The sequence below is a fragment of the Allobosea sp. 117 genome (assembly GCF_000702305.1).
In the GTDB taxonomy this organism is placed as follows: Bacteria; Pseudomonadota; Alphaproteobacteria; order Rhizobiales; family Xanthobacteraceae; genus Ancylobacter.
Map to the genome: position 1 here is coordinate 269,155 of NZ_JNLC01000017.1, position 12,354 is coordinate 281,508.

Here is a 12,354-nt window from a genome sequence, read left to right on the forward strand (position 1 = left end):
CCAACATCCTACCGTTCCGGCGGCCGCTGTTCTGCTTCCGTTAATATGGCTGAACGTCCATTCAGCTCTGTGGCTGGACTTGGATATTCCAAACATTTTCGGAACTCAATCTGCGAATACTCAATTCTCCTGTCGGTTCATTTGATCTTTCGAGATCGATCAGGAGGCACTCATGCGTAAGGTTCTGCTTGCCGCCATTGGTTCCGCTGCTCTTGGCCTGTTCGCGGCGGGAACCGCCTCGGCCACTCCCCTTTCCGCCGGCGGGCGTGCCGTCATCGGCACCGAAGCCACCGCCCCGATCACGCAGGACGTCGCCTGGCGCACGGTCTGCAAGAAGCGCGTGGTCTGGCGCCGCGATCGCTGGGGTCGCCCGATCCGCGTCGCGGTGCGCGATTGCGACCGCGTCTGGGTGGGCCACCGCTATCCGCCGCGCTATTACGGCGCGCCGCGTCCCCATGGCGGGTACTACGCCGAGCCGTACTACCACCACCCCCGCCCCTATTATTGATCGGTCCGGCGTAGCCGCCCGATAGACGCCAGAAACGCCGCGCGGGTCTCCGGCATCGGGAGCCCGCGCGGCTCGAAGACCCGGCGGGCGAGGAAGAAGCCGGTCAGCTCGAAGGCCGCGTCGACATCGCCCGCCGCCGGCACCTCGGCCACCTCGCCGACCAGGAAATAGGGCAGCGCCAGCAATTGCGTGCGCCAGGGCTCTCCGGCGTCGCGGCTCACCGCCCGGCCCGATTTCGGCGAGACATAGAGGAGATCGTGGCGCCCGCCGGTCGCCGCGCAGCGGTCGAGCTCCAGCCCGAAGCCGAGCTCCGACAGCATCATCAATTCGAAGCGCGCCACCAGCATCCCGGCCATGTCGGGCTCGGCGAGGTGCTCCAGCACGAAATCCAGCGTGTCGTGGAGATCGGGATGCGGGTCCCGCTCGGGCAGCATGCGGACCATCGCCGCCAGATGCGCGAAGGCATAGGCGGCATGGGCGCTCGCCATCAGCCGGTCGGCGCGCGCCCGCGTCGCCTCGATGACGAAGCTGCCGAGATGCTCGTCGAGCCGCGCCCGCCATGTCGCCCGCACGCCGTTGCCCGGCTGCAGCGCCGGCGCCTGGCGCCGCGAGCCGCCGCCGCGCACGAGGCCGAGATGGCGCCCATGCGCAGCCGTCAGCAATTCGACAATGGCATTGCCCTCGCCATGGCGGCGCAGGCCGAGAATGATGCCGTCGTCGATCCACTCCATGCGATATCGCGTCCGGCCTCGCGCCCGTCCCTGCCGCCCGTCAGTCCGGCGGGGGGAAGTCGAGCCCCATCTCGCGGTAGCGTTCCGGATCGTCAGCCCAGTTCTCGCGCACCTTCACGAACAGGAAGAGGTGCACCTTGCTCTCGACGATCTCGGCGAGCTCCGCGCGGGCGGCCGAGGAGATCGCCTTGATCGTCTCGCCGCCCTTGCCGAGCACGATCTTACGCTGGCTCTCGCGCTCGACGAAGATGGTCTGCTCGATGCGCACCGAGCCGTCGCGCAGTTCCTTCCACGACTCGGTCTCGACGGTGGAGCGGTAGGGCAGCTCGTCGTGCAGCCGCAGGAACAGCTTCTCACGGGTGATCTCGGCGGCGAGCATGCGCATGGGCGCGTCGGAGATCTGGTCTTCCGGATAGAGCCACGGGCCGGGCGGCATGGTCGCGGCCAGCCACTGGCGCATCTCGGCGAGTCCGTCTCCCTTCAGCGCCGAGATCATGAACAGCTTGTCGAAGCTGAGCTTGTCGGCGATGGCGCTCGCCAGCGTCAGCAGGTTCTCGCGCGGGATCAGGTCGATCTTGTTGAGCACGATGGCGCGGGGCCGGCGCACCTCGGCGAGCCCGCGCATGATGGCGTCGACCTCCTCGGTGATGCCGGCGCGCGCGTCGACCAGCAGCATCACCGCGTCCGCGTCCCCCGCCCCGCTCCAGGCCGAGCGCACCATCGCCTTCTCCAGGCGGCGCTTGGGCGCGAAGATGCCGGGCGTGTCGACGAGGATGATCTGCGTCGCGCCCTCGATGGCGATGCCGCGCACGAGGCTGCGGGTCGTCTGCACCTTGTGCGAGACGATGGACACCTTGGTGCCGACCAGCGCGTTGGTGAGCGTCGACTTGCCGGCGTTCGGCGCGCCGATCAGGGCGACGAAGCCGCAGCGCGTATCGGATGTCTGGTCGGTCATGCCTTCACCTGCGCGAGGAAGGCGGCGGCGGCCGCCTTCTGTGCATTCTGCTTGGAACGGCCCAGACCTTCCACCGGCTCGTGGCCGGGCAGCTCGACCGCGACGCGGAATTCGGGGCTGTGGTCGGGGCCGTGCTGGTCGATCATCCGGTAGTTCGGCGGCGGCAGGCCGCGCGCCTGCGCCCATTCCTGCAGCGCGGTCTTGGCGTCGCGTAGCTCGCCCTGGAAAAGCGCGAAGCGCGGGCGCCAGAAGCGCTCCACCGTCTTTTCCGCCGCCTCATAGCCGGCGTCGAGATAGACCGCCGCCAGCACCGATTCGGCGATGTCGGCGAGGATGGCGCGCCGCTCGTGGCCGCCCGCCCGCACCTCGCCGGCGCCGAGCCGGATGAACGGGCCGACGCCCATCTCGCCGGCGACCTCGGCGCAGGACTTCTCGCAGACGAGCTCGGCGAGCCGGCGCGACAGCTCGCCCTCCTCGGCGTTCGGATAGGCACGGTAGAGCATGTCGGACACCACGCAGCCGAGCACATGGTCGCCGAGGAATTCGAGCCGCTGATAGGAACGCACCCGCGCCGCCGCGCCCTGCACGCCGATGACGGCGCTGATGTGGGTCAGCGCCAGCGCCAGATGGCTCCGGTCGGCGAAGACATGGCCGAGACGTTCTTCCAGTGCGCCGAGATCGGCGTCACCGCCCGGGCGCTTGCCGCCCCTCGTCATCTGACGAAGGTGAAGAGACGGTCCCAGCGGACCGTCCACGGCCATTTCCAGAACTGCCACGCGGCATCGCCCTCGTGCACCGAGAAGAAGATCATCTGCGCGCGGCCGATGAGGTTCTCGTAGGGCACGTAGCCGACCTGGCTCAGCACGCGGCTGTCGGTCGAGTTGTCGCGGTTGTCGCCCATCATGAAGAAATGGCCGGGCGGCACGGTGTAGACCGGCGTGTTGTCGTAGAAGCCGTTGTCGACGAGATCGAGCGTGTAATAGCTCACCCCGTTGGGCAGCGTCTCGCGCCAGCGCTTGACCTTCTGGACGTTGCCGCCGCCCTCGTCGTCGTCCCAGGTGCCGGCCGGCTCGCGCTGGACCGCCTGACCGTTGATGTGCAGCACGCCGGCGATCATCTGGATCTGGTCGCCCGGCAGGCCGATCACGCGCTTGATGTAGTCCGTCTCCTCGTCGCGCGGCAGCTTGAACACCACGACGTCGCCGCGATTGGGCTGGGACCCGAAGATGCGACCGTCGAACAGCGGCGGCGAGAGAGGCAGCGAGAAGCGGCTGTAGCCGTAGCTGAACTTCGACACGAACAGATAGTCGCCGACCAGCAGCGTCTCCTTCATCGAGCCCGAGGGGATGTTGAAGGGCTGGAACAGGAAGGTGCGGATGATGATGGCGATGAGGAACGCGTGGATGACGACGCGGACGGTTTCGCCGAGGCCGCCTTCCTTCTTCGGTTCCGTGGTCGAGGTCATGTCGGATTCCGCTGCGGAGCGACGCCGCGGAAAGGGTCCGAGCGCCGCATGGGTCCGCTCCTATAGCCGCTCGGCCGGCCTGCGGCAACGCGCACCGGTCACGATCCGACGAGCTTCCGCACGGTCACGGCGCGGGTGCCTTGGGCACGGCGCTGATGATCACGAAAGCCTGCGCCATCGGGCCGTCATCGGTGATGGTGAGGTCGATGCGGGCGTCGAAGCCCGGCGGCGTGATGGCCTCGAGCCGCGCGCGGGCGCCGCCGGTCAGCAGCAGGGTCGGCGCGCCCGAAGGCAGGTTGACGACGCCCATGTCGCGCCAGAACACGCCCTGCGCCAGGCCGGTGCCGAGCGCCTTGGCGCAGGCTTCCTTGGCGGCGAAGCGCTTGGCGTAGCTCTCCGCGCGCCGCTTGCGGCGCTCCGACTTCGCGCGCTCGACGGGCGTGAACACCCGCTCGAGGAAGCGCTCGCCATGGCGCTCCAGCACCTCGGCGACGCGCCGGGCGTCGATGATGTCGGAGCCGATGCCGAGGATCATGGAAACCTCATCACGGGTCTGCCTCGTGCTCAGGCGACGGCGAGCGCGGCCTTGCGCCCGTGCGCGATCACCTGACGCATCCGGCGGACCGAGGCTTCGAGACCGACGAAGATCGCCTCGCCGATCAGGAAATGCCCGATGTTCAGCTCGCGCAGCTCGGGAAACACCGAGATGGCCTCGGCGGTTTCATAGTCGAGGCCATGGCCGGCATGGACCTCCAGCCCGAGCGCCGCGGCCTGGGTGGCGGCACGGCGCAGGCGCTCGAACTCGGCTTCGGCCTCCGCGCCATGGCCGGCGGCACGCAGCTCGCACCAGGCGCCGGTGTGCAGCTCGACGACGGCCGCGCCGATGTCCGCGCTGGCGGCGATCTGGTCCGGATCGGGCGCGACGAAGAGCGAGACGCGGATGCCGGCCCTGGCCAGCGTGTCCACATGCCGGGCGAGAGTAACGCCGCCGCCGAGCACGTCGAGGCCGCCTTCCGTGGTGCGCTCCTCGCGCCGCTCGGGCACCAAGCAGCAGGCATGGGGCGCGGCTTCTAGCGCGATGCCGACCATCTCGTCGGTCGCCGCCATCTCGAAATTCAGCGGCACCAGCAGCTCCGCCTTCAGCCGGCGGATATCCTCGTCACGGATGTGGCGGCGATCCTCGCGCAGATGCGCGGTGATGCCGTCGGCGCCGGCGGCGACCGCCAGCAGGGCGGCGCGGACGACGTCGGGATGGACGCCGCCGCGCGCGTTGCGCACCGTGGCGACGTGATCGACATTGACGCCGAGGCGGATCGCCGGCGGCTGGCGGTGAAGTGCGGTCACGGCTTTGCACCTTGAATGCCGCGGCTGCCGGGCTTCACCGCCGGGATGGCGGCGAGTTCCGGCGGCAGCGCGTCGGGAGCATAGGTCGGGATGTCGACCGCGGCGAGCGCGACCAGCGGCACGCCGAGATCGGCCTTGCCGCCGGAGCGGTCGATGAGGCAGGCGGCGCCGACCACGGTGCCGGGCGTGTCGGCGATGGCGGCGAGGCATTCGCGCGACGAAAGCCCGGTGGTGACAATGTCCTCGACCATGACGACGCGGGCGCCCTCGGGGATGCTGAAGCCACGGCGCAGCGCGAACTTGCCGTCCTCGCGCTCGACGAATACCGCCTTGGCGCCGAGCTGGCGCGCCGTCTCGTAGCCCGGCACGATGCCGCCGATGGCCGGGGAGACGACGTAATCGATCGTGCCGAACCGCGCCTCGATCTTGTGCGCCAGCGCCCGGCACAGGCGTTCGGTGCGCGCCGGGTCCATGAAGATGAACATCTTCTGCAGGAAGACCGGGCTGCGCAGGCCGGAGGAGAGGATGAAATGGCCTTCGAGGAGCGCCCCGGCGTCGCGGAACTCCTGCAGAACCTCGTCTTGAGTCATGTCGGGACGGCCCAGCGGTGACGGATCGGCGCTAGATAACTGATCCGCCCCGCGCCGTCATCCGCCCTCACAGCCTGTTTGGGCATGAGCGAAAGGCACCGTGGTACGTCCTTCGAGGCCCGGCTGCGCCGGGCACCTCAGGATGACGGCGTTTCTAAAAGCCGATGGACCAACGGCGTCATGCTGAGGCGCTCGCCCGCAGGGCGAGCCTCGAAGCACGCACGGCCTCGTCGCTCAGGCGGCGGCGCTGCCGACACGGCGCGCATGGGCCGGCAGCTCGTCGGTCCACACCTCGAAATGCGCGAGCCGGTGCGGGCCGAAGGTATTGACGATGGCGACGTCGGTGGCGTCGCGGCCGCGACCGATCACCACCCGGCCGGTACGCGGGCGATTGTGGCGCGCGTCGAAGGCGTACCACCGCCCGTCGAGATAGACCTCGAACCAGGCGGAGAAATCCATCGGCGCAGGATCGCGCGGCACGCCGATGTCGCCGAGATAGCCGGTGCAGTAGCGCGCCGGGATATTGGTGGCGCGGCACAGCGTGATGGCGAGATGGGCGAAGTCCCGGCACACGCCGCGCCGCTCCTGATAGGCGCGGAAGGCGGAGCGGGTGCAATCCGCGTGCTGGTAGCCGAACTCGATATGCTCGTGCACGAAGTCGCAGATCGCCTGGACGCGCGACCATCCCTCCGGGACGCGGCCGAACAGGCGCCAGGCCTCTGTCGCCAGCAGGTCGGTCTCGCAATAGCGGCTGCCGAGCAGATAGGCCATCGCGTCGGCCGGCAGCTTGGCGAGCGGCACCTGGCAGGCCGCGAGATTGACGAGGTCCGGCTTCCCGTCGTCCTCGATGACGCCGTCCTGCTCGATGGTGGTCACCCCGGCGGGCAGAACCAGCCTGTGCACCACGTTGGAAAAGGGATCGAAGCCCCGGCTGATGGGTACGCTGGGCGTGACGATCAGCGGCGTCTGCTCGACGATGTCGTCCGCGCGCGAGGGGTGGACATCGACCATCAGCGTCGCGACGGTCGGCTGCGGGCACTCCAATGCGATGCGGAAGCCGATATTGATGCGCATGTCGTCCTCGCCGGTTACGGTCGATGAGCCTGGAAGCCCGCACGCGAGAGCGGCGGGGACTGTGGCTCTGGCAACCGCCGAGGAAGGTTAAAGTTCCGCCCGTCGTTAGCGGTCCGATCAACCGTTGAGGCGTTCGACGCTGGATACCACCGGGCGCGAGCGCAGGTCGGCGATGATGCCGTTGAGGTGGCGCAGATCATAGACCTCGACGTCGATCACCATGCGGGTGAAATCGTTCGAGCGCGAGGTCATGCGCAGATTGTCGATGTTGCCGTCCCGCTCGCCGATCACCTGCGCTATCTGGGCGAGCGAGCCGGGTTCGTTCGAGGCGGTGACGACGAGCTGCGCGGGAAAGCGCTGCGGGTCGTCCTCGTCGACGTCCCAGCGCACGTCGAGCCAGCGCTCCGGCTCCTCCTCGAAATCCTGCAGCGCCGGCGACTGGATCGGGTAGACGGTGATCCCCTCGCCCGCCGTCAGGATGCCGACGATGCGGTCGCCCGGCACGGCCCCGCCGTTCGGTGCGAAGCGCACCGGCAGGTCGCCATTGATGCCGCGGATGGGGATGGCGGTCATCGGGTCCGGATCGGCCTCGATGCCGGGGATCTTGAACTTGAGGCTCTGCCCCGCCTTGAGCTCGAACCACCCCTCGCCGCGCGGAGCGCTCGCGCGCTCCTCCGGGGCGCGGGCGCCCGTCCATTCCGGGTGCAGCGCCTTCACCACGTCGTCGGCGCGCATCTCGCTGCGGCCCACGGCGGCGTAGACATCGTCGAGCGAGGTGCGGGCAAGGCGGCTCAGCGCCCCCGACAGGCGCTCCTCCGAGAAGGGCTTGCCGGCGCGGGCGAAGGCGCGCTCGACGATCTTGCGTCCGAGCCCGGCATATTGCGCGCGGACCGCCGCGCGGGTGGCGCGGCGGATGGCGGCGCGCGCCTTGCCGGTGACCACGATCGATTCCCAGGCGGCGGGCGGGGTCTGCGCGGTCGAGGTGATGATCTCGACCTCGTCGCCATTGTGCAGCTCGGAGACCAGCGGCGAGACCTTGCCGTTGATCTTGGCGCCGACCGCCATGTTGCCGACGTCGGTGTGCACCGCATAGGCAAAGTCGATCGGCGTCGCGCGGCGCGGAAGCGCGATCAGCCGGCCTTTCGGGGTGAAGCAGAACACCTGATCGTGGAACAGCTCGAGCTTGGTGTGCTCGAGGAATTCCTCGGGGCTGGAGCCTTCCGCCAGCAGCTCGATGGTGCGGCGCAGCCAGCCATAGGCGTTGGAGTCGCGTGCCAGCAGATCGGCGGCCGGACTGTTGTCCTTGTACAGCGCATGGGCGGCGATGCCGTACTCCGCGATCTCGTGCATCTTGCGGGTGCGGATCTGCAGCTCGACGCGCTGGCGGCCCGGCCCCACCACCGTCGTGTGGATGGAGCGGTAGTCGTTCTGCTTCGGGGTCGAGATGTAGTCCTTGAAGCGGCCGGGCACGACCGGCCACTTGGTGTGCACCACGCCGAGCGCGCCATAGCACTGCTCGACGCTGTCGACGATGATGCGGAAGCCGTAGATGTCCGAGAGCTGCTCGAACGCCACCGCCTTCTGCTCCATCTTCCGCCAGATCGAATAAGGCCGCTTCTCGCGCCCCTTGACCGAGGCCTGCACGCCCTTCTGCGCGAGCGCGTCGGAGAGCTCGCGCTCAATGGCCGCGAGGACCTCGCCGCTGCTCTCCTTCAGGGTTTCGAGCCGCGCCCGGATCGATTCATAGGCCTCCGGCGAAAGCTGGCGGAAGGCAAGGTCCTCCAGCTCCTCGCGCATGTCGTGCATGCCCATGCGCCCGGCGAGCGGGGCATAGATGTCCAGCGTCTCCTGCGCGACGCGGTTGCGCTTCTCCTCGGGCACCCATTTGAGGGTGCGCATGTTGTGCAGCCGGTCGGCGAGCTTGACCAGCAGCACGCGCACGTCGTCGGCGATGGCGAGCAGGAGCTTGCGCAGGTTCTCGGCCTGCTTCGCCTGCTTGGAGACGAGGTCGAGCTTCTTGATCTTGGTGAGGCCCTCGACCAGCGCGCCGATCTGCGGCCCGAACAGCCGGTCGATCTCGTCGCGGGTGGCGTCGGTATCCTCGATGGTGTCGTGCAGCAGCGCGGCGACGATGGTGGCGTCGTCCAGCTTCAGGTCGGTGAGGATCGCCGCGACTTCGAGGGGATGCGAGAAATAGGGATCGCCGGAGGCGCGCGTCTGCGTGCCATGCGCGCGCATGGCATAGACGTAGGCGCGGTCGAGCAGCGCTTCGTCGGTGTTGGGGTTGTACCGGCGTACGCGCTCGACGAGCTCGTACTGCCGCATCATGACAGACTTGACCCGTGCGATGCCGGCGCGCGGCCGGCTGAGCTAGATATCATCCGCGCCCATAGTCGACGCAAGCCATCGCGTTGAAAATAGGTGCAAAAACGAAGGCCCGGCGCATGGCCGGGCCTCTGTGTCGCAGGCGACCGAGGGACGGTCGATCAGCCTTCGTCGTCGTCGCTCGGCTCGGGCGGCACGAGGCCCTGCAGGCCGGCGAGCAGTTCCTCTTCGGTCATGCGGTCGAGCATGACGTCGGAATCGTCCGAACCACCCTCGCCGCTCGAGGCGATCATCGGAACGGTCTCGGGCTCCGGCTCATCCACCTCGGTGAACTTCTGCAGCGAGTGGATGAGGTCCTCCTTGAGGTCCTCGGGCGAGATCGTCTGGTCGGCGATCTCGCGCAGCGCGACGACGGGATTCTTGTCGTTGTCGCGATCGACGGTGATCGGCTGGCCAGAGGAAATCATCCGGGCGCGATGCCCGGCGAGAAGAACGAGTTCGAAGCGATTGTCGACCTTGTCGATGCAATCCTCGACGGTGACGCGAGCCATGCCTCGGCGCTCCTGTTCGATAATCGGGAAACGGCACGCTTTAACCGAACAGCGGGAAAAGGGCAAGTTTTCGCATTTCGTCCCGCGATTTCGTGGTCCGGCGCCTCCCGCCGCGGCCGCGATGATGATAAGAATGCCGGAACTGGGCCATCGGCGCGCCGATCATTGCCGGCGGGGCCCTTCTCCACAATAATTAGCGTGCCGGCTTCATATCCGCGTGCTTTGCCTTGCACACGCCACAAATTGCCTATGTGAGTAAGAACCGGTGCGGCAAGTGATCGTATGCGTGCGATCATTTTCGATTACCGCGACGTACCACTATATTCTGAGTAACGGTTAATCATGGAAAAAACCGCTCTTTTCATCGACGGCGCCAATCTTTATTCAGCGACCAAGTCGCTTGGCTTCGACATAGACTACAAGCGCCTGCTGAAGGAATTTCAGGCGCGGGGCCAGGTCCTCCGAGCGTTCTATTACACGACGCTGGTCGAGGACAGCGAGTATTCCTCCATCAGGCCGCTGCTCGACTGGCTGGACTACAACGGCTATTCGGTCGTCACGAAGCCCGCGCGCGAGTTCACCGACAGCCAGGGGCGCCGGCGGATCCGCGGCAACATGGACATCGAGCTCGCCGTCCACGCGATGGAGCTGGCGCCGCATCTTGACCACATCGTGATCTTCTCGGGCGACGGCGACTTCCGTTCGCTGGTCGAGGCGGTGCAGCGCAAGGGCGTGCGCGTCAGCGTGGTGTCGACGGTGAATACCCAGCCGCCGATGATTTCCGACGAGCTGCGCCGGCAGGCCGACGCCTTCATCGATCTCGTCGATCTTCAGGCGAAGATCGGCCGCGACCCCGCCGAGCGCGCCGGCCGCATGCAGGAGACGCCGCGCTTCCTCGAGAAGCGGGGTGCGCCGCCGTCGAGCCCGTCCGACGAACTCTCCGAACCCTGATCGCCATGAGCGGCGATATCGCGCGCGCCGAGGCGGAACCGGCGCGCGACTGCCCGATATGTCCGCGGCTGGTGGCATTCCGCGAGCATTGGCGCACCGAGGAGCCCGGCTGGCACAACGCGCCGGTCCCCTCCTTCGGGCCGGCCGATGCGCGCCTGCTGATCGTCGGGCTCGCGCCGGGCCTGCGCGGCGCGAACCGTACCGGCCGTCCCTTCACCGGCGACTATGCGGGCGACCTGCTCTATTCGACCCTGCTGACCTACGGTTTCGCGACGGGCCGCTTCGAGGCGCGCCCGGATGATTCACTCACGCTCGTCGATGCGCGGATCACCAATGCGGTGCGCTGCGTGCCGCCGGAGAACAAGCCGACCACCGACGAGATGCGTGGCTGCCGGCCGTTCCTCGCCGCGACCGTCGGCCTGCTTCCCGGGCTCAGCGCCGTCGTCGCGCTCGGCAAGATCGCGCATGACCAGGTGCTGGCGGCGCATGGCGAGAGGCTGTCGCGCTTCAAGTTCGCCCATGGCGCGCAGCACCGGATCGGCGACCTCGCCCTTTTCGACAGCTATCACTGCTCCCGCTACAACACGAACACCGGCGTGCTGACGCCGGAGATGTTCCACGCCGTGTTCGCGGCAGTGCGCGCCTATCTCGACAATACCCGCTGATTACGGCGCCACCGGCGCCCAGAGCACCTGCTCGATCCGCTCGGCGCCGGTCAGCAGCATGGCCAGCCGGTCGATGCCGAGCGCGATGCCGGAGGCTTCCGGCATCACGGCAAGCGCGACAAGGAAATCCTCGTCGATCGGATAGCGCTCGCCATAGATGCGCTGCTTCTCGTCCATCCACGCCTCGAAGCGCCGGCGCTGCTCGGCGGCGTCGGTCAGCTCGCCGAAGGCGTTCGCCAGCTCGACGCCACAGGCATAGAGCTCGAAGCGCTCGGCGAGCCGCGGCTCGCCGGGCTTCGGGCGCGCCAGCGCCGCCTCGCTGATCGGGTAGTCGCACAGGATGGTCGCCCGGCCCATGCCGAGATGCGGCTCGACCTTCTCCACCATGATGCGGGTGAAGACATCCGCCCAGATATCGTCCTCCGCGACGCGGATGCCGGCCGCGCGCGCCGCGTGCCACAGCGCATCTCGGTCGGTCGTCCCATCGGGGGCGATGCTGGCCATGAGATCGATGCCGGCAAAGCGCTCGAAGGATTCCGGTACCGTCAGCCGCTCCGGCGGCGCGAACGGGTCGGCCTCGAAACCGCGGAACCGCAACCTGCCGGCTCCGGTGGCCTCGGCGGTGGAGGCGAGCAGCGCCGCGCAGTCATCCATCAGCGCCTCATAGGTCTCGCGGGCGCGATACCATTCGAGCATGGTGAATTCGGGATGGTGCAACGCGCTGCGCTCGCCGTTGCGGAACACGCGGGCGAGCGTGAACAGCCTCCCCTCGCCGGCCGCGAGCAGCTTCTTGGCGGTGAATTCCGGCGAGGTGTGGAGATAGCGCGTCGCGGTCGATCCATCCGATCCGGTCAGCCGGGTCGCGAAGGCATGCAGATGCGTCTCGTTGCCCGGCGAGACCTGAAGGATCGGCGTCTCCACCTCGACGAAGTCGCGCGCTGCGAAGAAGCCCCGGATCGCCGCCAGCATCGCCTGCCGCGCCAGCAGGAACGGGCGGCGGTCGGCATGGCGCTCGGGCGCCCACCAGGGCGAGACGGGAACGGGCATGGGTCCTGCTGCTTCGGCTTCTGAGAGCCCGTTTGGAAATTCCCGGCGGTGAGGCCGTGCGTGCTTCGAGGCTCGCCCTGCGGGCGCGCACCTCAGCATGACGCCGTTGGTCTACTGACTTTTCGCAACCTCGTCATCCTGAGGTGCC

At 68.1% G+C, this 12,354-nt stretch carries 14 protein-coding genes; 3 read left to right on the top strand and 11 right to left on the bottom strand.

Translation table 11 applies throughout. The features are described 5' to 3' along the window. The first annotated feature begins 172 nt into the window (after positions 1-172). Positions 173-508, top strand: coding sequence for a hypothetical protein (locus U742_RS0119685; RefSeq protein WP_029356183.1), 336 nt, complete (start codon positions 173-175; stop codon positions 506-508). On the opposite strand, the gene recO is transcribed toward U742_RS0119685, so the two are convergent. The 10 genes from recO to rpoZ form a co-directional block, all read right to left on the bottom strand. Then, a complete protein-coding gene (recO, locus tag U742_RS0119690; protein ID WP_029356185.1) occupies positions 502-1,239 on the bottom strand; it encodes a DNA repair protein RecO in 738 nt (245 codons plus the stop codon). The genes U742_RS0119685 and recO overlap by 7 nt on opposite strands. Before the next feature lie 40 nt (positions 1,240-1,279). Then, a complete protein-coding gene (gene era / locus U742_RS0119695; protein WP_029356187.1) occupies positions 1,280-2,194 on the bottom strand; it encodes a GTPase Era in 915 nt (304 codons plus the stop codon). Then, entirely contained in the window at positions 2,191-2,949 is a 759-nt protein-coding gene (gene rnc, locus U742_RS0119700; RefSeq protein ID WP_248310429.1) for a ribonuclease III, read from the bottom strand. The genes era and rnc overlap by 4 nt, the downstream gene beginning before the upstream one ends. Next, complete coding sequence (lepB, locus tag U742_RS0119705) at positions 2,907-3,659, bottom strand: signal peptidase I (protein ID WP_029356191.1); 753 nt, start codon at positions 3,657-3,659, stop codon at positions 2,907-2,909. The genes rnc and lepB overlap by 43 nt, the downstream gene beginning before the upstream one ends. A 124-nt stretch (positions 3,660-3,783) precedes the next feature. Then, positions 3,784-4,194: a holo-ACP synthase gene (acpS, locus tag U742_RS0119710; RefSeq protein WP_029356193.1), complete on the bottom strand. Its 411-nt coding sequence runs from the start codon at positions 4,192-4,194 to the stop codon at positions 3,784-3,786. Positions 4,195-4,223: 29 nt separating this feature from the next. After that, positions 4,224-5,003: a pyridoxine 5'-phosphate synthase gene (locus tag U742_RS0119715; RefSeq protein ID WP_029356195.1), complete on the bottom strand. Its 780-nt coding sequence runs from the start codon at positions 5,001-5,003 to the stop codon at positions 4,224-4,226. Beyond that, on the bottom strand, positions 5,000-5,593 hold the full coding sequence (gene pyrE, locus U742_RS0119720; protein ID WP_029356197.1) for an orotate phosphoribosyltransferase: 594 nt from the start codon (positions 5,591-5,593) through the stop codon (positions 5,000-5,002). The genes U742_RS0119715 and pyrE overlap by 4 nt, the downstream gene beginning before the upstream one ends. A gap of 234 nt (positions 5,594-5,827) precedes the next feature. Then, entirely contained in the window at positions 5,828-6,667 is an 840-nt protein-coding gene (locus U742_RS0119725) for a transglutaminase-like domain-containing protein (protein WP_029356199.1), read from the bottom strand. 117 nt (positions 6,668-6,784) lie between these two features. Then, positions 6,785-8,995 (bottom strand): RelA/SpoT family protein, encoded by a 2,211-nt coding sequence (locus U742_RS0119730; protein WP_029356201.1) that lies wholly within the window; start codon positions 8,993-8,995, stop codon positions 6,785-6,787. Between the two features lie 158 nt (positions 8,996-9,153). Then, on the bottom strand, positions 9,154-9,543 hold the full coding sequence (gene rpoZ, locus U742_RS0119735) for a DNA-directed RNA polymerase subunit omega (protein WP_029356204.1): 390 nt from the start codon (positions 9,541-9,543) through the stop codon (positions 9,154-9,156). A 342-nt stretch (positions 9,544-9,885) separates the two neighbouring features. Here rpoZ and U742_RS0119740 point away from each other — a divergent pair, with 342 nt between their 5' ends. Continuing rightward, positions 9,886-10,494 (top strand): LabA-like NYN domain-containing protein, encoded by a 609-nt coding sequence (locus tag U742_RS0119740; protein WP_029356206.1) that lies wholly within the window; start codon positions 9,886-9,888, stop codon positions 10,492-10,494. A gap of 5 nt (positions 10,495-10,499) precedes the next feature. Next, positions 10,500-11,159, top strand: coding sequence for a uracil-DNA glycosylase (locus U742_RS0119745; protein ID WP_156034280.1), 660 nt, complete (start codon positions 10,500-10,502; stop codon positions 11,157-11,159). On the opposite strand, the gene epmA is transcribed toward U742_RS0119745, so the two are convergent. Beyond that, entirely contained in the window at positions 11,160-12,206 is a 1,047-nt protein-coding gene (gene epmA, locus U742_RS0119750; RefSeq protein WP_029356210.1) for an EF-P lysine aminoacylase EpmA, read from the bottom strand. Positions 12,207-12,354 lie beyond the last annotated feature (148 nt).

What these genes read in the sequence shown, in the direction of transcription:
- era (WP_029356187.1), bottom strand. Translation starts at nt 2,194, where the DNA reads ATGACCGACCAGACATCCGATACGCGCTGCGGCTTCGTCGCCCTGATC.
- U742_RS0119740 (WP_029356206.1), top strand. Translation starts at nt 9,886, where the DNA reads ATGGAAAAAACCGCTCTTTTCATCGACGGCGCCAATCTTTATTCAGCG.
- U742_RS0119685 (WP_029356183.1), top strand. Translation starts at nt 173, where the DNA reads ATGCGTAAGGTTCTGCTTGCCGCCATTGGTTCCGCTGCTCTTGGCCTG.
- rpoZ (WP_029356204.1), bottom strand. Translation starts at nt 9,543, where the DNA reads ATGGCTCGCGTCACCGTCGAGGATTGCATCGACAAGGTCGACAATCGC.
- U742_RS0119725 (WP_029356199.1), bottom strand. Translation starts at nt 6,667, where the DNA reads ATGCGCATCAATATCGGCTTCCGCATCGCATTGGAGTGCCCGCAGCCG.
- pyrE (WP_029356197.1), bottom strand. Translation starts at nt 5,593, where the DNA reads ATGACTCAAGACGAGGTTCTGCAGGAGTTCCGCGACGCCGGGGCGCTC.
- acpS (WP_029356193.1), bottom strand. Translation starts at nt 4,194, where the DNA reads ATGATCCTCGGCATCGGCTCCGACATCATCGACGCCCGGCGCGTCGCC.
- recO (WP_029356185.1), bottom strand. Translation starts at nt 1,239, where the DNA reads ATGGAGTGGATCGACGACGGCATCATTCTCGGCCTGCGCCGCCATGGC.
- U742_RS0119730 (WP_029356201.1), bottom strand. Translation starts at nt 8,995, where the DNA reads ATGATGCGGCAGTACGAGCTCGTCGAGCGCGTACGCCGGTACAACCCC.
- U742_RS0119745 (WP_156034280.1), top strand. Translation starts at nt 10,500, where the DNA reads ATGAGCGGCGATATCGCGCGCGCCGAGGCGGAACCGGCGCGCGACTGC.
- lepB (WP_029356191.1), bottom strand. Translation starts at nt 3,659, where the DNA reads ATGACCTCGACCACGGAACCGAAGAAGGAAGGCGGCCTCGGCGAAACC.
- epmA (WP_029356210.1), bottom strand. Translation starts at nt 12,206, where the DNA reads ATGCCCGTTCCCGTCTCGCCCTGGTGGGCGCCCGAGCGCCATGCCGAC.